Annotated in this window: 19 protein-coding genes; 5 read left to right on the top strand and 14 right to left on the bottom strand. The window is 56.9% G+C overall.

Annotation, left to right across the window (positions count from 1 at the left end; genetic code table 11):
• Positions 1-121: 121 nt before the first annotated feature.
• On the bottom strand, positions 122-1360 hold the full coding sequence (amiC, locus tag AU511_RS14550) for an N-acetylmuramoyl-L-alanine amidase AmiC (protein WP_094110112.1): 1239 nt from the start codon (positions 1358-1360) through the stop codon (positions 122-124).
• Positions 1361-1594: 234 nt separating this feature from the next.
• On the opposite strand from amiC, the gene argA reads away from it, so the two are divergent.
• Positions 1595-2920, top strand: coding sequence for an amino-acid N-acetyltransferase (argA, locus tag AU511_RS14545; RefSeq protein WP_094101422.1), 1326 nt, complete (start codon positions 1595-1597; stop codon positions 2918-2920).
• Positions 2921-3013: 93 nt separating this feature from the next.
• Here argA and recD read toward each other — a convergent pair whose 3' ends face one another.
• The 12 genes from recD to rppH all read right to left on the bottom strand — a co-directional run bounded on the left by recD (position 3014) and on the right by rppH (position 19161).
• A complete protein-coding gene (gene recD, locus AU511_RS14540; RefSeq protein WP_094110113.1) occupies positions 3014-4867 on the bottom strand; it encodes an exodeoxyribonuclease V subunit alpha in 1854 nt (617 codons plus the stop codon).
• Positions 4860-8426, bottom strand: a complete 3567-nt coding sequence (gene recB / locus AU511_RS14535; protein WP_094110111.1) for an exodeoxyribonuclease V subunit beta — start codon at positions 8424-8426, stop codon at positions 4860-4862. The genes recD and recB overlap by 8 nt, the downstream gene beginning before the upstream one ends.
• Positions 8423-8842 (bottom strand): hypothetical protein, encoded by a 420-nt coding sequence (locus AU511_RS17320; RefSeq protein ID WP_139829393.1) that lies wholly within the window; start codon positions 8840-8842, stop codon positions 8423-8425. Before AU511_RS17320 ends, recB begins: the two co-directional genes overlap by 4 nt.
• A 20-nt stretch (positions 8843-8862) precedes the next feature.
• A complete protein-coding gene (recC, locus tag AU511_RS14525; RefSeq protein ID WP_094110109.1) occupies positions 8863-12276 on the bottom strand; it encodes an exodeoxyribonuclease V subunit gamma in 3414 nt (1137 codons plus the stop codon).
• A 26-nt stretch (positions 12277-12302) separates the two neighbouring features.
• Positions 12303-12725: a prepilin-type N-terminal cleavage/methylation domain-containing protein gene (locus tag AU511_RS14520; protein ID WP_094110108.1), complete on the bottom strand. Its 423-nt coding sequence runs from the start codon at positions 12723-12725 to the stop codon at positions 12303-12305.
• On the bottom strand, positions 12712-13164 hold the full coding sequence (locus AU511_RS14515; protein ID WP_094101418.1) for a YgdB family protein: 453 nt from the start codon (positions 13162-13164) through the stop codon (positions 12712-12714). Before AU511_RS14515 ends, AU511_RS14520 begins: the two co-directional genes overlap by 14 nt.
• Entirely contained in the window at positions 13151-13750 is a 600-nt protein-coding gene (locus AU511_RS14510; RefSeq protein ID WP_094101417.1) for a prepilin peptidase-dependent protein, read from the bottom strand. Before AU511_RS14510 ends, AU511_RS14515 begins: the two co-directional genes overlap by 14 nt.
• Positions 13744-14235, bottom strand: a complete 492-nt coding sequence (locus AU511_RS14505) for a prepilin peptidase-dependent protein (protein ID WP_094101416.1) — start codon at positions 14233-14235, stop codon at positions 13744-13746. The genes AU511_RS14510 and AU511_RS14505 overlap by 7 nt, the downstream gene beginning before the upstream one ends.
• Before the next feature lie 271 nt (positions 14236-14506).
• On the bottom strand, positions 14507-15301 hold the full coding sequence (gene thyA, locus AU511_RS14500) for a thymidylate synthase (protein ID WP_094101415.1): 795 nt from the start codon (positions 15299-15301) through the stop codon (positions 14507-14509).
• A 31-nt stretch (positions 15302-15332) separates the two neighbouring features.
• Positions 15333-16199 carry a prolipoprotein diacylglyceryl transferase gene (gene lgt, locus AU511_RS14495; RefSeq protein ID WP_094110107.1) on the bottom strand — a complete coding sequence of 289 codons (867 nt, stop codon included), beginning with the start codon at positions 16197-16199 and terminating at the stop codon, positions 15333-15335.
• A gap of 179 nt (positions 16200-16378) precedes the next feature.
• The gene (gene ptsP, locus AU511_RS14490; protein ID WP_094110106.1) at positions 16379-18625 is read right to left on the bottom strand and encodes a phosphoenolpyruvate--protein phosphotransferase; all 2247 of its coding nucleotides are present in this window, start codon (positions 18623-18625) and stop codon (positions 16379-16381) included.
• Between the two features lie 11 nt (positions 18626-18636).
• Complete coding sequence (gene rppH / locus AU511_RS14485; RefSeq protein ID WP_027063679.1) at positions 18637-19161, bottom strand: RNA pyrophosphohydrolase; 525 nt, start codon at positions 19159-19161, stop codon at positions 18637-18639.
• A 689-nt stretch (positions 19162-19850) separates the two neighbouring features.
• Here rppH and mutH point away from each other — a divergent pair.
• The 4 genes from mutH to AU511_RS14465 all read left to right on the top strand — a co-directional run bounded on the left by mutH (position 19851) and on the right by AU511_RS14465 (position 23004).
• A complete protein-coding gene (gene mutH, locus AU511_RS14480; protein ID WP_094110105.1) occupies positions 19851-20537 on the top strand; it encodes a DNA mismatch repair endonuclease MutH in 687 nt (228 codons plus the stop codon).
• Positions 20538-20617: 80 nt separating this feature from the next.
• Entirely contained in the window at positions 20618-21334 is a 717-nt protein-coding gene (locus tag AU511_RS14475) for a TerC family protein (RefSeq protein ID WP_094110104.1), read from the top strand.
• A gap of 293 nt (positions 21335-21627) precedes the next feature.
• Positions 21628-21846, top strand: coding sequence for a YgdI/YgdR family lipoprotein (locus AU511_RS14470; RefSeq protein WP_094110103.1), 219 nt, complete (start codon positions 21628-21630; stop codon positions 21844-21846).
• A gap of 117 nt (positions 21847-21963) precedes the next feature.
• The gene (locus AU511_RS14465; protein ID WP_094110102.1) at positions 21964-23004 is read left to right on the top strand and encodes an NADP(H)-dependent aldo-keto reductase; all 1041 of its coding nucleotides are present in this window, start codon (positions 21964-21966) and stop codon (positions 23002-23004) included.
• A gap of 54 nt (positions 23005-23058) precedes the next feature.
• Here the strand turns inward: AU511_RS14465 and AU511_RS14460 are convergent.
• On the bottom strand, positions 23059-23353 hold a 295-nt coding region (locus AU511_RS14460; RefSeq protein ID WP_139829392.1), incomplete at its 5' end, for an autotransporter domain-containing protein.

The raw sequence follows: 23353 nt of genomic DNA, 5'->3' as shown, positions 1-23353 counted from the left end.
CAACCAATCATTAAACACCTTGACGGGTGTTTTTTGCGTTTTAAGCCCGCTGATTCCCAGAGACGCCAAACAGGGATGAACGCGCCTCAGCCCGCCCTCCCTGCACTATCGATTCCCGAACCTATCTGGCCCGCTGGGCGAAATACGCTTTAATCCCTTCAAGAATTGACTGCGCCACCTGCTGCTGAAATCGCGCGGTGCGCAACTTACGCTCTTCTTCCAGATTACTGATAAAAGCGGTTTCCACCAGAACTGAGGGAATATCCGGCGCCTTTAATACCGCAAATCCCGCCTGATCGACGCTATTTTTATGCAGATGGTTGATGCGCCCCATCCGGCGCAGAATTTCTCCGCCGAATTTAAGGCTGTCGCTGATAGTCAGCGTCTGCACCATGTCCAGCATCGTGTGATCGAGATAGCGGTCGCCGCTCATGCTGACCCCGCCGATGAGATCGGATTCGTTCTGAGTCTGCGCCAGAAAACGCGCGGCGGAGCTGGTCGCCCCTTTTTTCGACAGTGCGAAAACTGAAGATCCTTTCGCCGCACGGTTGGTAAACGCATCCGCATGAATGGAGACAAACAAATCGGACCGCTGCTTGCGGGCTTTCGCTACACGCACCTGCAACGGGATAAACACGTCTTCATTGCGTGTCATGTACGCTTTCATGTTGGGTTCGCGATCGATCAATGCCTTCAATCGACGCGCAATTTGCAACACAACGTCCTTTTCCCGCGTCCGATTTTTCCCAATCGCGCCGGGATCTTCCCCGCCATGCCCCGGATCCAACATCACCACCAACGGTCTTTCCCTACCGGGCTTTCCGGCACGCGGCGCTTCTTGCGGCAGCGTACGTTCAAGATCGCCCTTATTGTAGTCCTCCAGCAACGCCAGCAGCGGGTCTTCCGCGTTGTCGTAACGCCCCTCGACCGGATAGAGATCGAGCACCAGACGATTTTTAAATCCGGCGACCGGAGATAGCGCAAACGTTTTGGGGCTGACCTGCTGTTTCAGCTCCAATACCAGCCGCACCGTCTGTTTATCGAACTGCCCTGCCCGGGCGGTTTTAATGTAGGGGTCCCCCTGATTGAAGCGTTTGCCGACATTTTTCAACACGCTGTTCAGTGAGACATTCTCGATGTCCACCACCAACCGCCGGGGATTATCCAGCATGAATTGCCGATACTTCAGAGGATGGCTGGATTCCAGCGTGACGCGAGTATAGGCCGATGCTGGCCAAATGCGCACGGCGATGACCTGAGAGGTGGCGGCCACACCAACGCCGGTGACGCTCAATAGCCAGGTCGCGGCCGCCCCCTGCAAGAGTCGTCGGCGGGTCAGAGGGTGATTCGAATCAGACATGCAGCTCCGGTTTACGTACGGGGTAACAACCAATGACGATGGAAAAGGTTATGTATTTTCAGAAATGCCCGAAACTTTAGCGAATCTGCCCCATACTGTCATGAAAAAAGTTTCCCGGTTAAGCCTGCGTATTGACGTTGCCGCATGAAAAAATGCGGGCGATGAAATGCTTGCCTTTTGTGCTATTAAGCATAAAAATACAAAAATACCGAATAAAAATTCAGGGGGCTTGCAGTGAAGGAACGTAGTACAGAACTGGTTCAAGGTTTCCGCCATTCAGTTCCTTATATCAACGCGCATCGTGGCAAAACGTTTGTCATCATGCTAGGCGGTGAAGCGATCGAGCATGAAAACTTCAGCAATATCGTCAGCGACATCGGCCTGCTTCACAGCCTGGGCATCAAGCTGGTCGTGGTCTACGGCGCCCGCCCGCAGATCGACGCCAATCTTGTCGCCCACCATTGCGAGCCGACCTACCACAAACACACCCGCATAACCGACAGCAACACACTGGAGCTGGTAAAGCAAGCCGCCGGCATGCTGCAACTGGATATCACCGCTCGTCTGTCGATGAGCCTGACCAATACCCCGCTACAGGGCGCGCATATCAATGTCGTCAGCGGCAATTTTGTTATCGCCCAGCCGCTCGGGGTGGATGACGGCGTGGACTACTGCCACAGCGGCCGCATTCGCCGTATCGATGAAGAGGCGCTCCACCGCCAGCTGGCGAGCGGCGCCATCGTGTTGCTTGGCCCCGTCGCTGTTTCCGTGACAGGCGAAAGCTTCAACCTGACCTCAGAGGAAGTCGCGACGCAGCTGGCGATAAAACTTCGGGCGGAAAAGATGATCGGTTTCTGCGCCGAGCAAGGCGTCACCGACCCAAACGGCAACGTGATCCCCGAAATGCTGCCGGAAGAGGCGCAGCACCTGATTCAGAGCCAGGAGGAAGCGGAAGACTTCAATTCCGAAGTGGTGCGTTTCCTGCGTGGCGCGGTGAAAGCCTGTCGCAGCGGCGTGCGTCGTAGCCATCTCATCAGCTATCAAGAAGAAGGCGCGCTGCTGCAGGAACTGTTTTCCCGCGATGGTATCGGGACGCAGGTCGTCATGGAAAGCGCCGAGCAGGTTCGCCGCGCGACTATCCATGATATCGGGGGGATTTTGGAACTGATCCATCCGTTGGAACAGCAGGGCATTCTGGTACGCCGCTCCCGCGAACAACTGGAAATGGAAATCGACAAATTCACCGTGGTCGTCAGGGATAACCTGACCATTGCCTGTGCGGCGCTCTATCCGTTTCCTGAAGAAAGCATTGCCGAGATGGCCTGCGTGGCGGTTCACCCGGAATACCGTAACTCTTCCCGCGGCGACCAACTGCTGCATCACATTGAAACGCAGGCCCGTCATCAGGGGCTTAAGCGCCTGTTCGTGCTCACTACGCACAGTATTCACTGGTTCCAGGAGCGCGGTTTCCAGCCCGCCGAAGTTGCCATGCTGCCAAGGCGTAAGCAGGAGCTGTACAACTATCAGCGCCGTTCGAAAATACTAGTCATGGATCTCTAACGCGTTATCGCCGGACCAGACCGGCGCGAAAGCACTGTCCTTTCGCGCCGCCCGTTTCCCTACCCTTTCACCTTTCTACCGGCTACTGACCAACTAATCCGCCATTAAAGATCGAATACGCGCCTCAAGTCCGCTGTAGCGCTGCGTCGGCGTGCTGACCGCCCGGCACAGTATCGCCCTATCGCTAAATAACGACAGACGCTTGCGGGCACGCGTGATGGCGGTATACACCAACTCCCGCGTCAGAACAGGGAGAAAGTGGTTGGGCAGCGCCAGCGCCGTGTGTTCGAACTCAGAGCCCTGGGACTTATGCACGGTCATGGCATAGGCCGTTTCATGCGGCGGCAATCGGCTGGGCGCAACCGATTTGGTTCGCCCATCGGGCAGTTGGAAATAGACCCGCAGCTCACCCTGTTCGTTTGTCATACTAATGCCGATGTCACCGTTGAAAAGCCCGAGCACCGCGTCGTTGCGCTCAATCATCACCGGACGGCCGACATACCAGCGTCCGCCATTGAGCGTCGGGCGTTGAATCAATCCCGCCACCTGTAGCGCGCGTTCAATACGCTGATTCAGTCCGGCGACGCCGAACGGCCCCTCTCTGAGCGCACACAGTTGTCGGTAACGTTGAAAGGCCAGCAACACCTGCTCCGGGGCGTCGCCGCTGGCAATTCGCTGAAGATAATCCGTATACCCTTCCACCGCCTGATCCAGCAGGCGCTGATAGTCTGTGTTATCCGCCAGCGGCAAGCAGGCGATATCGCCATATCCCTGTTGCAACACGGTCAGCAACTGCGCCTCGTTGCCCCGATTTACCGCCTTCGCCAGCTGTCCTATGCCCGAGTCCGCAGTGAAACGGTAACTCTTGCGCAACAGACAAATGCTGTCGGCCACCGAGGCGTTCATAGCCGATCCCGACACCAGCGAGCAGCCCGTGAGGCGGTTCAACTGCTGACACCGCTCCTGACTGTAGCCCTGTTCGGCGAAACGACAGATGTCTCCCAGCACCGCGCCGGCCTCGACCGACGCCAGCTGGTCGCGGTCGCCTAACAATATGATGCGAGCCTGCGGCGGCAGCGCGGCTATCAGATTCGCCATCATTGGGAGATCGACCATCGAAGCTTCATCCACCACCAGGACATCCAAGTGCAGCGGATTGTCCTGGTGATAACGCAGGCGCTGGCTGTCGGGCACTGCGCCCAGCAGGCGGTGCAGTGTGGTAGCCTCCTGTGGGAAAGCCTGCCGCTCGGCGTCGCTGAGCGGCAGCTGACTCAACACGCTGCCCAACGATTCGGTGAGACGCGCCGCCGCCTTTCCGGTCGGCGCCGCCAGCTGGATGCGTGGCGACGGCCCCTCCTGCAGCGCAATCAAAGCCGCCAGCAGTCTGGCGACCGTCGTCGTTTTACCGGTGCCGGGCCCGCCGGAGATCACCGCAATCCGTCGGGTCAATGCGACCGCGGCGGCGATCTTCTGCCAGTCGGCTTCGCCTTCAATCTCAGGAAACAGCTCGTCCAGCACCGCCCGGATACGGGCTTCGTCGTAGACAGTCTCGGCGCGATTACCGGCGATAAACTGCGCAACACGGCTCTCCCCCTGCCAGCTACGCTGCAAATAGAGGTTGTCCTGCTGAAAAACCAGCGGGGCCGCCTCTTCTCCCTCGCCGACGGCGGGATCGCTTAACAGACGCTGTCGCCATTCACTTTCATCCGGTTTCCCTAACCGTTGCCAAATATCCTGAGCCAGCGATCGATCGCGCCCATCGAACAGCACGCTGGGATGAAGCTGGGATAGCGGCAGGCAAACGTGCCCCGCGCCGACATAGGCGCTAAGGCACGCCGCCGCCAGCAGGAGATGCGGCTGATCGTCTTCTGCCAGCATCCGGGCAAATTGCACATCCAGCGGACGTAACCATCGCCGCTGACGGGCTTCTTCCAACAGCTCAATCATGCCCGACATGCTCGCCCTCCGTTAACTCTTCGCCACAAAACAAATCATCCATATCGGCGACAAACGCCCGGGAAGGACGCGTGAAATAGATCCCGTTACCGGGGTGCTCGGCGCTGACGCCGCGTAGAAATAGATAAAATACCCCCCCAAAGTGCTGTTCATAGTCGTAATCCGGCAGTCGATGCCGCAGATAGCGATGCAGCGCCAGCGTGTAGAGTTGGTACTGCAGGTCGTATCGATGCTCCGCCATCGCCCGCATCATGGCGTCCTGCGTATAGGCGCTGGCGTCATGCCCCAGCCAGTTAGATTTGTAGTCCAACAGGTAGTAGCGGCCCCGCCAGACAAACACCAGGTCGATAAACCCCTTCAGCATGCCTTTGACCTGCTGGAACGATAACGCCGGACAGAGCGCCGAAAGCGGATCGTGATGTCTGATCAGCCGGTCCAACGCAGCGGCGGTGAGCATCCGTTGGATAGGCAGATAGAACTGCAGCTCGGCCTGTTTATGCCCGTTATTCAGCTCGGCGAGTCGAATAGCGTCATCGTTAAGCGGGAGCGTCAGAACATTCTCCATCCAGGGCTTCAGCGCCGACAGCCACTCATCCTCAATGCCATAATGCCGCAGCTGTTCCAATAGCCACGCGTCGTCGATCGGTTGGGTGAAGTCCAACGTTTCAAACAGGCTGTGAAGAAACGTCCCCGGCCCGGCGCCGCGCGGAAACGAGTGCGGCGAACGCGCTTCTACCTCCTCTTCCGTCGTTTCGCCCATCGAGTCGATATCAAAACGGGGCAACAACGCCTGGATGGTATCGGAACCGTGCTGCTGCAACCCTGAATAACTGGTCACCCGCCAGCCGTCGCGCAGCCGTCGGGTATTGCGCCTTGCCTCTAGCGACGGCGGCAGCGCCGACTCAGGCTGCCAAGGCCGTTCGTCCCGCGCCTCCGCCACGCTTAACGCAATATCCTCACCCACCATCCCTTCCAGTTCGGCGATGAGCGCCTCCGGGGTAGCGGCCTGGCCGCGCTGCAACAGGTAGCCCAACGCGCTGAGGTGCATGTCGCTTTCGCCCTCTTTCTTCTTTGTGCCCTGAAACAGCGGCGCTACCCCGATCGCGCAGTGATAAATAGCTCGGGTCATCGCCACGTACAGCAACCGTAAATCTTCCGCCAGTCGTTCTTCTTCCGCCAGTTGCTGGCTCTCTTCGCCGTTTTGCAGATCCAGCATGGCCCGAAAATTCTGCCTGTCGTGGTAAATCCCCTCCTGCTGAGGGCGAAAGTTGCCGATGAAAGGCAGCCAGACCAGCGGATATTCCAACCCCTTGGATTTATGAATGGTGACTATCTGCACCAGATGGCGGTCGCTTTCCAGCCGCAGCTGCTGGTTCTCTGCCTGCGGATTAGGCTGGGCGATTTGCTGGGCCAGCCAGCGCACCAGCGCATGTTCGCTGTCTAACGACGCCGAGGCTTCCTGCAACAGTTCGCCGATATGCAGAATGTCCGTCAGACGGCGTTCGCCATCGATGCTGGCCAACACATCTTCCGCGAGCCGACGATGCGTCATCATCGCCCGCAGCATCGGCAGAACGCCGCGTTGCAGCCAGAGTTGGCGGTAGCGGGCGAACTCCTCCACCAGCGCGTCCCAGTTCGCTTCGCTACGGCTCAGCGCATCCAGTGACGGCGCATCCATCCCCATGATCGTGGTCGCCATTGCCGCACGCAGCGCGCGCTCCTGCTCCGGCGCCAGCACCGCCTGCAGGATCCATAGCATCTCTCTCGCTTCCACAGTGGCGAATACACTATCGCGGTTGGACAGGTAGACGGAGGGAATGTGCAGACGGTTCAACGCCTGACGGATCAACATCGCCTCTCGTCGGCTGCGCACCAATACGGTGATATCCGCCGATCGTACCGGCCTCGTCTCACCGTGGCCATCTACCAGCCACGCCTGACCTGACTGCCCAGCGCTCAGCCAGTCACGGATCTGTCCCGCGCACTGACGGGCCATCACCTGCTGATATTCGCCGACGCCGGAGCCTTCCCGGCCGCTCAACCAGAACTGTAGCGCCGGCATTCTCGCACCTTCCATTTCAAAAGCATAAGCGCGGTTTTTCGACGCCGAATTGACGGGAAGAAACGGGATTTGTTCGAAGATGAACGGAGATTCGACGCGCAGAAACAGTTGATTCACCGCATCCACCATGCCGGGCGCCGAGCGCCAGTTGGTGTCGAGCGTATAGTGTGATGACACCTCTGCGCGCGCGCGCATGTAGGTGAAAATATCCGCCCCGCGAAACGCGTAAATCGCCTGTTTCGGGTCACCGATCATCAGCCAGCCGCACTGCGGCTGGTCAGCATAGATGGTGTGGAAGATGCGATATTGCTGGGTATCCGTATCCTGAAACTCGTCGATCATCGCCACCGGATAACGCGTGCGGATCGCCTCCGCTAATTGGCCGCCTTCCTGCTGCTGCAATGCTTCATCCAAACGACCCAGCAGATCGTCGAAGCCGAGCTCCGCCCGCCGCAGCTTCTCTTCCCGGACCGTGCGCTTTATCTCTTTGAGCGCCAGCCAGATGACCCGATCTTTTAGCGTCAGGGATTCCTGCAACAGGCGTTCCACCGCGCTGAATACAGGGTGGATCGGCGGCTCGCCTTTCGTCGTCCGCTCTATCAGCTCCTGCTGACTAAAACGCCCCAGATCTTTCGGCAGTTGATAGCTTTGCGTCGGCTGTTCGGCCCACTCGCCCACCTTGCGCAGCCAGTTGGGCAAATTACGACTGCTGTAGCGACGTTTATCTACGCCGGAGCCGCGAATCAGCGCTTCCAGGTCGGACGCCTCACGCCAGGTCTGTTTGAAGCCATCAATGATGGCAACGATCCGTCGATGCCGTTCCAGCAGTGTTTCTTCCTGCTGCGGCGGCTGACGTAGCGTCGGCATTTCTCCATGCAGATAAGGGGTCAACGTCTGCAATAAGGCCTCCGGCCCTGCCCACTGTTCGCTTACGGCCCTGACCACTTCGAGGGGCAGCGGATAGCAGTGGCGGCGCCAGAAGTCTGCGCAGGCCTGACGGCGCAGAGGCTGCTCGTCTTCCAGCAACCGCTGTTCGAACAGAATGCCGGATTCGAATGCATGGGTCGTCAGCATGCGCTGACAGAAGCCATGAATGGTGTAAATGGCCGCCTCATCCATCTGGCGCTCCGCGCGCAACAACACCTCGGCCGCCTCGCTATGCCAGTCCTGCGGGATCTCGGCCAGTAGCTGAAGCATGAGCGCGTCGCCCACCTCTCTGCCTAGGCAGGCGAGATAGAGTGCATGGATATTTTGACGGATACGCTCGCGCAGTTCTTCCGTCGCCGCCTCCGTGAAGGTGACCACCAGAATCTCTTCGACGAGCAGGGGCCGCGGATAGGCGTGTTCACCGCCAAGTCCCAGCAGTAAACGGAGATAAAGCGCGGACAGGGTATAGGTTTTGCCCGTTCCCGCCGACGCTTCGATCAGCCGCTCGCCGGACAGCGGCAGCGTGAATAAATTCAGAGTATGCGCAGTCACTGTCGTCATGATTGTTCTGCCTGCAGAGGTAACAAAATATGTAGTAAGGCGCTGTTGGTTAAACGACGCCTTTGCCCGGTCGCCGCCATCTCGTCCCTCAGCCGGTTAACGTAGGTAGTCCGCCGCAAGATCAAGATATTGGGCCTCAGCATCAGGTTGAAATAGTTTGGGGACAGCATCACGGTCATATTCAGCAACGAGGGGCTGCGAGCGGTGGCGGCACGACATCGCCGCGCCGCGTCGGTTAACGCGCGTCTCATATTCCCGGACGTTTGCCGCCGCGATGCTACTGTGGATAGCCCCCGATAGTGGTCGACATCCGGCGCAGGCGTGACCTTCCGTTGACGCAGTTCCCCCGTGATGCCTTGCCGCCGAGCGACGAAGCCACGACGCAGCGTTAATGTCGACGACCTCAGTTCCGCCACGTCATCCCCCTCGTTGCCGTTCAAAACTGATTAAATCGTACAGCGGGGAGTAACCATGTCTTCGCCGCGGCCGTCACCTGCTCAATCCTTTCACTGTCCATCTCCCGCACGATACGCTGCAGGTAATAATCTTCCCCTTCGCCAGACAGGTTATAGGTTCCCTGCCACGCCTCCAGCAGCTTTTGCTGCGCCTTAGCGAGGGTGGCTTCGTCGGCCAGCAGGCTGTCGCTGTTACGATCGTAGATAACGTTCAGCCACGCGCCGCCGGAGCGATTAAGCAGTAGCAGCGGTTGGTTCATGCCCAGCTGATAGCCGCGGATCATCAATGCCAAAAATTCCCGCGCCTGCGCCTCGCTCAGCGAGGGGAAACGCCAGCCGCTGTCGTCACGTCCATAGATCCGACTTTCGCCTTGACCGCCATTCAGGCAGTAGGCCAGATGCTCCAGCCACAGCATCATGCCGTCCACCAGCGAAATTTTACCGGGACGCCAGCGCAGCAAACCATCGTGCTGAATTTGCGTCAGCCAGCCGGTGACGCGCACGCCATCCAGCGTGACATCCAATTCCTGACTGTCCAGCAGCGCTAACTGCCGTTCTTCGCGCACGCGAGCCGCCAGATTGCGCATTTCATCCATCTGCGTCTGCCAATACAGCTCGCCGAAGGCGCCATAAGGCAGCGAACCGGCCGCACGCATGCGCCGATACAGCAGATCCGCGTCGCCATCGTTGATTAGCGCGTTCAGCAGCAGAGTATTCATTTGATAACGATCGAGGTGATCGACCAAAAACGGCTCCTCTTCCCGCAACTCCTGATCGTCGAGCACAAAATTCACGCCGAGTCGCAATTGGAAAAACGCGCGGACAGGATGACGGTAGAAGCGTTTGAGTTCGTCCAGCGTGACTTCGCTATAGTGCTGCTCCGGCAACGGCAGGTCGAACGGCGGCTGACTCTCGCCTTCACGCCCTGCCGCGGCCAGCCACTCGGCGGCAAAACTCTGCGGCGTGGCGTCGGCGATAAAGTTATCCGCATCGAACGGCATACGCGGATGCTCGCGGCAAAGCGCCGCCAACAGACGAGCAGCGCTGGCATCATCGTCGTCGTCATCCCCCGGCACGCAGTAACTTTGAGCGATGTAGTCCAGCAATTCGCTAACCAGTACAGAGGGAAAGCGGCGGCTATTATCCTGAATGGAGTGACCGATATAGCTGATATAGAGCCGGTTCTGTGCCGACAGCAGCGCCTCCAGAAACAGGTAACGGTCATCCTCCCGCCGACTGCGATCGCCGCGGCGGCGATGTCGCGACATCAAGTCGAAACCTAACGGCGGCAGCGTACGAGGATAAACGCCGTCGTTCATCCCCAGCAGGCAGACCGCTTTGAAAGGGATTGAACGCATAGGCATCAGCGTACAAAAATTCACTGCGCCAGCCAGGAAACGCTGGCTAAGCCGCTCCCGGTCGAGCCTGGCCGCCAGCTCGCTGCGTAACAGCGTGACAGCCACAGACTGCGGATAGCGCGCCTGCATACCGGTGTTGATGATCTGCTGCCACTGCTCCTCTATCAGCGTCAACGCCGCTTCGGCGTCGCCGTCCGGCAAAAAGAAATCATCGACCAATTGGCGACACAGCGGCTGCCACTCTTCCAGCGTGCGCGACTGCTGCAAACGCTGCCGCCACTGACTAAGTTGCATCAGCAAGTCCGCCAGTTGTCCCGCCAGTTCGGCGATCAGCCCGCTGGACTCGTCATAGGGAAGCACGCCCCGCCAGTCTCCCGCATGGCTGTCCATCGCATACCCGAGCAGCATACGCGTCATGCCGAAGCGCCAGGTGTGCTGGCCGGTCGGCGGTAGCATCAGCTCCCGAACGTTGTCGTCATCCAGCCCCCAGCGAATGCCGGACTCCGTCACCCAAAGCCGCAGGCGTCTCAGCCCCTCTTCGTGAATGCCGAACCGGTTCGCCAGCGCCGGAACTTCCAACAGCGCCAAAACCTGTTCCGCCATAAAACGGCTGGTTGGCAGCTCCAGCAGTGTCAGCACCGCTTGCAAAGCAGGATGCGCATGACGCGCGCGCTGATCGGAAATGGAAAAAGGCAGATAGCGATCTTCCGGCGCGTTGCCGAATACCGCCTGAATAAACGGCGAATAGCTGTCGATGTCCGCCACCATCACGATGATATCGCGGGGCATCAGCTCAGGGTCTTCTGCCATCATCGCCAGTAATTGGTCATGCAGCACTTCCACTTCGCGCTGCGGACTGTGACAGGCATGCACGGACACCGATCGATCGTCCGGCATAAGCGGCCGTTTGCGGCGTTTCGTTTCTGCGCTGCCGTCTGCCGGCTGTCCGATTTCGCTCTTCTTACCGGTTGCGACGAGACGGCTGTCTTCGAGCTCCAGCATATCCCGCTGTAGCGCGCTGAGCAGATGTTGCGCGTCGATATCCACATAAGCGGAGACGCCATTCGTCTCATCCAGCTGCTCCAGCAGATGCAAGTTATCGCGCCCAAGCTTGCCCCAAGAGGCCAGCAGCGGGTTACCTACATTTTGTTCGCCATCGTCTTTGAACAGCGATTCGATACGCGCCGGATCGCGGAACAACGGCCGGCTTTCCGCCGTTATCTGCCGGTTTTGATACAAACGCCACTGGCGTCCTTTCAGGCGAGCCAGAGACGCCTCGTCCTGAATATCGCCCCAATAATAGCGACAAGGATTGGTAAACAGCAGGTGTACGTCGATATGTTTGCCCAGCGCATTTAACGCCTGCAAATAGACCGGCGGCAGTGCGGAAATACCGCAGATGAATACGCGATCCGGTAGCCCCGGAGGACGGCTTTCCGCCTGCTCAAGCACCTGAATAAACCGCTGATAGAGGATAGTATGGTGCCATTCAAGCTGCCCCAGAGATTGCGTGTACTCCACCAGCCGCCGCCAGAGTGGCGCCTGCCATTGCTGAGCTTCCCCCGCCTCATCCACACTTAGCCCCTGCTGCCAGCGTATAATCCAGTCAGGACGATAAATCAGATATTGGTCGAACAGGTCAGCCGTGCGCCCGGCCAGTTGGTGCAATTTGCGATCGTCGTCGTCCTTTTCCAGATAGTGGGCCAACAAAGCGAAAGCGGGATCGTCCAACTGCTGGGGCAGCAGATGCATCAGCTTCCAGCTCATGGCTTCCTTGCTAAAGGCGCTTTCCTTGGGGATTTCGGGGATCAGCCGCCGGCACATGTCCCACAAGAAGACGCCCGGCAGAGGAAATTGGATATTAGCGGCGATATGAAATTTTTCGGCCAGTTCAATTTGAAGCCACTGCGCCATACCCGGACTTTGCACTAACACCATTTCCGGCTGGAAAGGGTCGGTAAGCGGTTGCTGCTGCATCAGCGCCGCCGTCAGCTCCTTCAATATATCCAGCTGATTGGAATGGTAAACCGTGAACATGGGGACTCCTGACCGTTCGCTGCCGTTTATGATGTATTCGAGGTTGGCTCTTCAGTTTCTGTTTCTGTTTCTGTTTCTGTTTCCGTCAGCGGATAGCACAGCCAGCGGGTGAGCGAGGCTGAATAGTGTCGCGGCGTCACCACGGCGGCGGTGACCCGTTGGCACTGCGAGCCGTAAGGCTGCACGTTTAAAGAGCTGGTCCAGCCTTCAGGCAATGAAGCGGTGACGGTCTGAACGGGCACGCCCGCGTCCTGCGCCTCTAGCTGTTCATTAACCCACCGCCAGGCCTGGCGCTGCTGCCATTGGTACTGTAATGACCGTTGAAGTATTAAATGATATTGCAATAATCCAGTCAGAGAAACCGAGAACAGCACTGCGGCAATCAGCGTCTCGAGCAGACTGAACCCGCTTTGGTTTCCGTCGAACGCCAGTTTCTTAATGAACGACACAGTAACGCGCCTCCGGTTCCGGGCAGAAGTCGAGCCATCCTTGCGACATCGCCTGCAGCAGCACGGCGCCGTCGATCGTCTGCGACGCGACGCGCTGATACAACCTTAGCGGCGGAGTGTCCACCGCCAACTGCCCCTCGCCGCGCAGTATGCCCTGGTTGCCTGAAGACGATAAATGCAGGCACACCCGCAGACGGTCCATCGAGAGCGTACGGCACTGCCATACATCGCCATGCTCCTGCCAGCGTTGACTGATACCCCATTCCAGAGAAGATAGCCCTTGATTGAAGGCTTTCCAATAATGCTGTTCGTCCTTCCCCTGCTCCGTCCAGGTTTCCAGCTGCTTTTGCATACCGACCAGCAGTAACACGCCAAGGGAGATCAGCACCATGACGATCATCAGGGCATTACCCGTCTGGTGACGTTTAGACGGCATCATGATTACGCCTCCCGACCCATCTCCGCACCTGCTGTTTGATGTGCGGCCGGTCGGTCCAATAGCCCGAGAGCCCCAGCAAATATAACGTCCCTCGACTGCCCGGTTGCGACGAGACCTGAAAGCCGGTGATGGTTACCTCATTTGGGTCGAAGAATTTATCCCAGCGTTTTCCCCGACACCGGGCGTAGCCGGTCTGGACTTCGAGAGAGCCGTCGCGCAGGCGGTAGCTGAAAAATTCACCCTCAGACCGTTCGCCGGGATCCCAGTGGCCGCTATGGTTTATATCGTAAGAGACCGTCAGGCAATTCTGGGCCGGATTCATGCTGTCGGTGCTCAACGTAATCGCCTCGTTCCGGCAGTGACCTACGCAAAATCCCGCGCGAAGGATATCCTTCTCGATAACGGATAAGGCCTGGCTGAGCGTCTGCTCAAGACGAAACGCGTTAAGTCCCTGCTGGCTCTGTTTATTCAACACAGAAAACAGCTGTACGGCCGCGAGAATAATGATACTGACAATACCGAGCGCCAGCATAACTTCCGGCAGAGAAAAACCGCCGAAGCGACATTTGTTATCCGGCGTCAGCATAGAGGAGTACCCAGCAGCGGCCGTCCTTCACTGCACAGCCTTAATCTTCCACGCACGGAAAGCACCAACCGAATACGTCCCGCCGCATTTCTGAGCGTCAAATGGCCCGATTGCGCTGTGTGACGCAGACCAAAGAAAGAAAACTGCTGCGCTGTAGCATCGACCAGCTCAACGTCGCGGGAGGTTGGGGTAAAAAAAAGCGCGCTGTCCGCCGGACAGTCGCTGCCTGATGTTCCCGGACCTATGCACCATCGCTCCCCGACACGCTGTATCCGTGCCATCAGCGTCTCGTTGCGCCAGTTGGCCTGTGTTTGTATCCGTCCCACTACGCTCATTAGCTGCCGGGCATTCTGCTCCAGCGCCATCGCCTGACGATATCCCAACCAGCTGTGTAGCCCAGCGCCGACCAGGAGTGATATCACCGCAATTACCATCACTAACTCCAGCAGGGTAAACCCCTGTTGCCATCCATTGCACTTTTTCATGTCGCTCAGTGTAGCGACAATACCTATTCCCGACAGCAAAATGGTATCGGCTTTGCGCAGCGCCGCGTAGATTTTTTAAAGCGAAAACAGATTATTACTTTTTAAATGCGAAGCTGTTCGCAAAAACCGTCGCGGACATAAAAAAAACCTGTCGGCGAAACGCCCACAGGATATTTTTATGACTGACCGAGCGGCGCCGAAATCCGCGCCGACGATATCGAGCGATGCCGCCGACGTCAGGGATAGAGGCGCGAGCGCCTCAACTGAATGGCTAGATCGCGACGGGCGCTTTGATGGGCGGATGCGGATCGTAACCTTCGATGTCGAAGTCTTCGAAACGATAGTCAAACAGGGAGGCGGGACGACGCTTGATGACCAATTTTGGCATCGGACGCGGTTCACGGGTCAGTTGCAGATTCGCCTGTTCCAAGTGGTTGCTATACAGGTGCGTATCGCCCCCCGTCCAAACGAAATCGCCAACGTCCAGATCGCACTGTTGCGCCACCATGTGTACCAGCAGCGCATAGCTTGCGATATTGAACGGCAGCCCCAGGAAGACATCGCACGAGCGCTGATAAAGCTGGCAAGAGAGCTTACCGTCGGCGACATAAAACTGGAAGAAAGCATGGCAAGGCGCCAGCGCCATCTGATCAAGCTCGCCTACGTTCCAGGCGGAGACGATGATGCGGCGCGAGTCCGGATCCTGCTTCAACTGGGTCATCACTTTCTCCAGCTGATCGATCTGGCGGCCATCCGCCGCGCCCCACGCACGCCACTGTTTGCCGTACACCGGCCCCAGGTCGCCATTGTCATCGGCCCATTCGTCCCAAATGGAGACCTTGTTTTCGTGCAGATAACCGACGTTGGTATCACCGTTCAGGAACCACAGCAGCTCGTGAATAATGGAGCGCAGATGACAGCGTTTAGTCGTGACCAGCGGAAATCCCTGCTGCAAGTTGAAACGCATCTGATGACCGAAAATCGACAGCGTACCCGTGCCCGTGCGGTCGTCTTTTGGCGTCCCCTCATCAAGCACTTTTTTCATCAGTTCCAGATACTGTTTCATACTACCTCGTTTAAAAATTGAATCGTTGCCATCACGGCCGAGCTGGCTGACGGCGATAAGCCCAAATCATCATCAGAAGCCCCACTAACACCATCGGAATCGACAGGATTTGTCCCATGCTCATGATGCCGCTGAAAAGCCCCAACTGCGCGTCCGGCTGACGGAAGAACTCAACGATGATACGGAACAGACCATAGCCGATCAGGAACAGGCCGGAGACGCTGCCCATGGGACGGGGTTTGCGAATAAAAAGATTCAGGATGATGAACAGAACAACCCCTTCCAGCAACAGTTCATACAGTTGCGACGGGTGACGCGGCAACACGCCGTACTGATTCAGAATGTCCTGCCACTCCGGATGCGTAGCAGCCTGCACCATGTCTTCGCCGCGCGAACCGGGAAACAGCATCGCCCACGGCGTGTCTGTCGTCACTCGGCCCCAAAGTTCGCCGTTGATGAAGTTGCCCAGACGTCCCGCGCCAAGGCCGAACGGGATCAGCGGCGCAATAAAGTCGGAGACCTGGAAGAAATTACGTTTAGTGCGATAAGCGAAGCACAGCATGACGACGATCACGCCGATCAAGCCGCCGTGGAACGACATGCCGCCATCCCAAACCTTGAACAGGTAGAGCGGATTTTCCAGGAAGCTGGAAAAAGCATAGAACAACACGTATCCCAGTCGACCGCCGATAAACACGCCGAGAAAGCCCAGATAAAGCAGGTTTTCAACTTCGTCTTTTTTCCAGCCGCTGCCCGGTTTGTTCGCTCGACGAACCGCCAGCCACATGGCGAAAACAAAACCCACCAGATACATCAGACCATACCAGTGCAGCGATACGGGGCCGATGGAAAAAATAACCGGATCAAATTGAGGAAATTCCAGATAGCTCGTCGTCATCAATCACCACATTCTCGTTGTTTTGTCCCTGATTACGGGCTCGGCTAAAGGCAGGAAAACCGCTGTAACGCCTGCCGCATTTCGCGGTTGCGCATAATAGCATAACGTATCAGGGCCCATGCCGGTCTTGCAGCAAAAGATCTGTAAAACATCGCTTCATGATTTGCGGTGACGTAACATCATCGTCCGCCGCGGATCAGGCCGCCCAGGCCTCGTTCCTCAATAAACAGCGATGCCCACTGTCGCGCCTCGGTGGCGGTCTGCGCCGTCAGCACTTTATCCGCAAGCCTCCCCGCCTCGTCCTGTTCAATGTGACGCAGCAGATACTTGATACGAGCCACGCAGCGTCCGTTCATACTCAGCGACCGATAACCCATCCCGATTAACAACAAGGCGCCCATCGGCTCGCCGGCCATCTCCCCGCAGACCGACACCGGCAAACGCTGCTGGCGGCACTGCGTGACAATCAGGTTCAAGGCCTGCAACATCGAGGGATGAAGGCTGTCGTAAAGGGAGCCAACGTGGGGATTGTTGCGATCCACCGCCAGCAGATATTGCGTGAGGTCGTTCGTCCCCACCGAAACGAAATCAATGCGCGAACTGAGATGCGGCAGCAGGAACAGCATCGAGGGGACCTCGATCATAATTCCGATACGCGGCCGGGGCTGCGTGCCATTTAACATCTCCGCGACTTCCCTCGCCGCGCGATCGATCAGCCGACGCGCTTCATCGATCTCGTCCAGACTGTTGATCATCGGCAACAAGATATGCAGATTGCCCAGCGCCGCATTAGCACGCAGCATGGCGCGCACCTGAATCAGGAAAATTTCCGGCTGGTCGAGCGTCACACGAATGCCTCGCCATCCCAAAGAGGGGTTTTCCTCGCTGATTGGCATATAGGGCAAGGGCTTGTCGGCGCCGATATCCAGCGTTCGCAGCATCACCGGATTTTCAGGATAGAGGCGCAGCATGCTTTCATACTGCGCCACCTGCTCATCCTCTGACGGAAATCCGCTTTGCACCATGAAGGGGATTTCCGTGCGATACAGGCCGACGCCGTCGACCTGATTGATGAAGCGCTTTTCGTGCTCGGCGCTGAGGCCGGCATTGAGCATAACGCGCACCCGCTCGCCGCTTTTCAGCATGGCCGGGCGGTTGCCGTCATCTTCCGTCAGCCGGTTAAGCTCCTGCTCCTCATCCAGTAGGCGCTGATATTCCTGTACCAGCACCGGCTCGGGATCGACCAGCAGTTCACCCCGGTAGCCATCAAGAATCAGCAGCCGCTGATGTAACAAGGCGGGCTGAATATCCGCGTCCATCAGGGTGGGGATCCCCATAGCCCTGACCAGTATCGCGGCATGCGAGTTAGCCGCGCCTTCGTGAACGACGATCCCGGCGAGCCTGTCTTGAGGCAGTTCGGCCAGCAACGTCGCCGTCAGCTCATCCGCCACCAGAATAAAACGCTCCGGCCACTGCGCCGTACCCTGAATGCTATCGTCCAGATGAAACAGCAGCCGCTGTCCCAGTGCGCGCAGGTCGCTGGCTCGTTCACGTAAATAGGTATCTTGCAGCGTGGCGAATTGCGCGGAAAAACGCTCGATGACGACCTTGACCGCCCACTCCGCCGAACTGCCGGTATCCACTTCCTGACTCAGCTCTCGCTTTAGCCGGGCATCGTTAAGCAAATGGGAGTAGAGATCGAATATCGCGGCGCTTTCTTTCTGCGCGCTGGCGCTGAAGCGCTTGCTGTACCGGCGGAACTCCGCGGCGGCGTTTTCCATCGCCAGCAGCAGGCGCGAACGCTCACGATCGCTATCCAAGCTGGAGGCAGGGAAAATTTGCTCCAGCGAGGGCTGACTACGATCCTGCCAACCAGAGGCGATTGCCACCCCCGGTGCGGCGGCCAGCGCGTTGATCCGCGTCTGCCGGTATTGCCCAAACAACGCATTGATTTGAGACTGGGACAGGATGGTCGCCATCTGCGTCGCCAGCGTCACCATGAAGGATTCGTCGTTTTTATCGAACTGTCTCAATTCCCTTTGCTGCACGACCAAAACGCCCAGCAGCTGACGCCGATGAATAATCGGTACGCCAAGGAAAGAACGGAATTGCTGTTCCCGAACCGCAGGAATGAATTTGAAGCTGGGGTGGCTTTGGGCATCGGCCAGATTGATGAGTTCAGCGCGCTCGCCGACCAATCCGACAATGCCCTGACCGAAGGCGAGGGTGACAGGGCGGCCACGAGGTTTTTTCAACCCTCGTGTCGCCATCAGGTAGTAGCAGTGACGGTCGTGATCAGCCAGGTAGATAGAACAGACTTCGGTGTCCATCGCCAGGCAGATTTCGTTGACCAGGATATCCAGCGCATCCGATAACTGCGCCGTACCGGCGACTTTCTCAATGACTTCTCGCAGGCGCGTAAGCATGGTGAGCTGAGTTATCCTCTCTTACGTCGGGGACTGGAAGGCGACCGGGCCGAATTCTCCTGTAATTGAATAACCGAGGAGATAAACTCCTTCATGACCCGTCGGTAGACGTCGCGTTTAAAGGAGACGACCTGCCGCACCGGATACCAAAAGCTAACCCAGCGCCAGCCGTCGAATTCCGGCGTGCCGCTGCTCTGCATGTTGATTTCTGACTCATTGCACATTAACTGCAACAGAAACCACTTTTGCTTCTGGCCGATACAGACGGGTTTTGTGTCCCAACGCACCAAACGTTTTGGCAATTTATAGCGTAACCAGCTTCGAGTCGAAGCCAGAATACGCACGTCCCTTTTGCGCAGTCCGACTTCCTCATACAGCTCACGGTACATCGCCTGTTCCGCCGTTTCACCAGGGTTGATTCCCCCCTGTGGAAACTGCCAGGAGTGCTGGCCGTAGCGGCGGGCCCACAGCACCTGCCCCTGCCGATTACAGATTACAATACCAACATTCGGGCGGTAGCCATCATCATCGATCACCGGACTACCTCGATAAACTGAAATGCTAAGATAACCTGATTGTTTCACACTCCCGGCAGACGGTAAACTCCTGCTTATCATCGTCTTCTTTATAATAAGAGACCGGTAACCCACAGATAGAATCAAAGTTATAAACATTCACCCGCTTATATCACCGGTTTATTCACTTTTTCTGTGGACATCTTTGTGAAGAACATCCTTTAGGAAGTGCGCAAACCCGTTTTCAAGCTTTCTCTCGACCTTAGAAGCCATTAAAAATAGTCTTTTTAATTGATGTAGTTAACTTACTTTTCTACCGTTTTTCCCCCACCCCGAACATTGCATAGAATTCGGTCTTTTCCAAAGTGGTGAAATATCACACTACCGAGAGCTTATCCACAATCCACCTCCCTATTTATGCCAAAAAACCAGCTAAACCAGCAAAAAAAACCCTCGTCAAGGCTGTAAATGGAAACAGTGCTCCAGAATTATCCCGTTTATCCCATAAATCTGTGGATAACAGGGTGTAAAATCCTGTTCATTCCCGGTGGCTTACCGTGAACAAGTCCCCTTATCCTTTTTCTGCCTCGACACCACAGAGAAAAAACCACAGCGTAATCATGCTATTATTATTTTCATCTCGTGAATGGAACCACTGAAAACTATCCCCCGACGAGAGCTGTTCCTTTTTTGTACAAACCAGGAGACTTATGAACACCCCTTCTGTCCACCGCGATCCGCCTCCTGATGAGCTGACGTTGCTGCAACGCGCCCAGTCGCTCGCCGGATATAATTTGGCTGAGCTGGCGGCGATCGCTGAACTACCGTTGCCGGCAAACCTGAAGCGGGACAAAGGATGGACCGGCATTCTGCTAGAGCGTTTTCTGGGCGCCAGCGCGGGCAGCAAACCGGAACAAGATTTTCCCGAGCTTGGCGTAGAGCTGAAAACGATCCCCATCGACGAACTGGGACGGCCGTTGGAGACCACTTTTGTCTGCGTCGCGCCGCTAACGGGCAACAGCGGCGTCACCTGGGAGCACTGCCATGTTCGCCATAAACTGAGCCGCGTGCTGTGGATGCCGGTGGAAGGCGGCAGGCAAATCCCTTTAGGTGAGCGGCGCATCGGCGCACCGCTGCTGTGGAGCCCCGATCCGGTGGAAGAAGAGCAGCTACGTCAGGATTGGGAAGAACTGATGGATTTGATCGTCCTCGGCAAAGTGGAAAGCATCACGGCGCGGCATGGAGAAGTGCTGCAGCTGAGGCCTAAAGCCGCAAATAGCCGCGCGCTCACGGAAGCGGTGGGCGAACATGGGCAGCCGATCATGACGCTGCCGCGGGGGTTTTATCTTAAAAAAACCTTTACCGGACCTCTGCTCGCTCGCCACTTTCTGCTTTAATGGCTACCCTTTCCTTGCCTGCCGTAACTGAGGGCAGAGTATAAATATCGGTTACGTTTCATTTAAGGTGCATTGATACAATGTTTGATTGGATTGCGGATCCTAATGCCTGGCTGGCGCTTGGCACACTCACCATTTTGGAAATCGTTCTCGGCATCGATAACATTATCTTCCTGTCTCTGGTCGTCGCCAAACTGCCCCCACATCATCAGAACAAAGCACGCCGTATCGGTTTGCAGGGCGCGATGTTGATGCGGTTGGGGCTGCTCGCCTCCATCGCTTGGGTGATAAAACTGACTAACCCGTTGTTTTACTTGATGGATAAAGCCATTTCCGTCCGTGATCTCATCCTGTTCTTCGGTGGTCTGTTCCTTATCTGGAAGTCTGGCAAAGAGATCCATGAAACCATTCAAGGCGGCTCGGCAGAACATGATTCAAAGGTGCATTCGTTCTTTGGCGCCATCATGCAAATCATGCTGCTGGACATCATTTTCAGCCTCGACTCGGTCATCACCGCCGTCGGTTTGTCCGATCACCTGTTTATCATGATGGCCGCCGTGGTGATCTCCGTCGGCGTGATGATGCTGTCCGCACGTCCTATCGGCGAATTCGTCGAGCGTCATCCGTCGGTCAAAATGCTGGCGTTGACCTTCCTGATTCTGGTCGGCGTTACCCTGATTCTTGAAAGCGTGGATGTCCATGTGCCTAAAGGCTACATCTACTTCGCCATGTTCTTCTCTATGATGGTGGAAACCCTCAACCTGCTACGTGGAAAGAAAACCGCTCAGCAGCAGTGATGTCCGCCTCCGTCAGAGGGGTGCAACACGCCCCCTGATACAAGATGCCTCCGACGTTCCTCGGGGGCATTTTTCGAGGCAAAGCGATGCAGGTATAACTAGCGCCGCAGGTCACAAGAAAGAGGCTCGAATAATTGGCCAGCCAGCATCGTCAATGGGGACGCTTCGCCGACGAACTTTTTTACATTTTATACGCATCTTCTTTCCATAAATCCGGATAGAACCTGTGACTTCCTTTGCTAAACTTGCCCTAAATTTTCGAATCATTGCCGTCAACAACAGGTAACTCCCTTATGCAACCAATCATGAAATCGCTTCTGGCGCTTAGCGTCATCACCCTGCTTGCCGGCTGCTCCAGCCATTATGTCGTCGCCACCAAAGAGGGTCAGGTGCTGCTGACCAAAGGCAAACCGCAAGTTGATGAAAGCACCGGGCTGATGATTTTTACGGATGAGGACGGGCACAAACACGCGATCGACAACAACGATATTTCGCAGGTCGTCGAACGCTAAGGCGAAATGACGATGTTGCGCCAAGAGGCTTTCCCCCTTGACGAGGCTTGGTTATAGTCAATTGAAGGTGCTTTCAAACGCACCGGTTCCTCTTCAAATACAAAGGAAGCTGGCACAATGCAATATCATCGTATCCCTCATACTGCTCTAGAAGTCAGCGAGCTGGGACTGGGCACCATGACCTTTGGTGAACAAAACAGTGAAGCCGACGCTCACGCCCAACTGGATCACGCCATTGCAGCCGGGGTAAACCTGATTGATACCGCCGAACTTTATCCGGTTCCCCCGCGGCCAGAAACACAGGGGCTTACCGAAAGCTATATCGGCTCTTGGCTGAAACAGCGCGGCGGCCGCGAAAAACTGATCATTGCCTCGAAAATCAGCGGCCCGGTGCGCGGCGACGATCACAACATTCGTCCTCAGCAGGCGCTGGACCGCAAGAATATCCGTGAAGCCCTCAACGACAGTCTGACGCGTCTAAACACCGACTACATCGACCTTTACCAACTGCACTGGCCGCAGCGCCAAAGCAATTTCTTCGGCAAACTGAACTACCGCTATACCGACGACAAACCGGCTGTGACGCTGCTCGAAACGCTCGAAGCGCTCAATGAGCAGGTCAGGGCCGGGAAAATTCGCTACATTGGCGTCTCCAACGAAACGCCGTGGGGCGTAATGCGCTATCTGCAACTGGCGGAAAAACACGACTTGCCGCGCATCGTCTCCATCCAGAACCCCTACAGTCTGCTTAACCGCAGTTTTGAAGTCGGTCTGGCCGAAATTAGTCAGCACGAAGGCGTGGAGCTGCTGGCATATTCCTCGCTGGCGTTCGGTACGCTGACAGGCAAATACCTGAACGGCGCCAAACCGGCGGGCGCGCGTAACACGCTGTTCAGCCGTTTCACCCGATACAACGGGCCGCACACCGAGCAGGCCATCGCAGACTATGTCGCGCTGGCGGAACGCCATGGGCTCGACCCGGCGCAGATGGCGTTGGCGTTTGTACGACAACAACCCTTCGTCGCCAGCACCTTGCTGGGAGCGACCTCCGTTGAACAGCTGCGTATCAATCTGGAGAGCCTGACGGTGACGCTGGATGAAGACGTGTTAAGCGAACTGGAAGCCATCCACCAGCGCTTTACCTTCCCTGCTCCATAACATGCACGCATCATGACAGGGCCAACTTCGGCCCTGTTAATATCCAAGGCTCGCTTAAAACATCACGCTAAACTGCATACGAACGCCATCGTCGCGGACCTTGCTTCCGTGCATCCCCTGATATCCCAGAGACAAGCGGGCGTGATCGCTGAGGTCCACCGCCAGTCCGGCGTGCAACAGTACGGCATTTTTTGGCATCGCCGCGCCATCAACGTTGAAATCGTCTCCCCCGTGGGTGAAATGCAACCGCGCCGAACGATTTCGTTCGCTCAGACGACGTTGGTAGCCGATATCCCCGTATAACGAGAAGGGTGAAACGGCGGTGAAACGCATGTCGCCGCGCAGTCCC

The sequence above is a fragment of the Lonsdalea iberica genome (assembly GCF_002111585.1).
Classification (GTDB): Bacteria; Pseudomonadota; Gammaproteobacteria; order Enterobacterales; family Enterobacteriaceae; genus Lonsdalea; species Lonsdalea iberica.
Note: the sequence above shows the minus strand (reverse complement) of the source record. Positions and strands in the feature narration are given on the sequence as shown.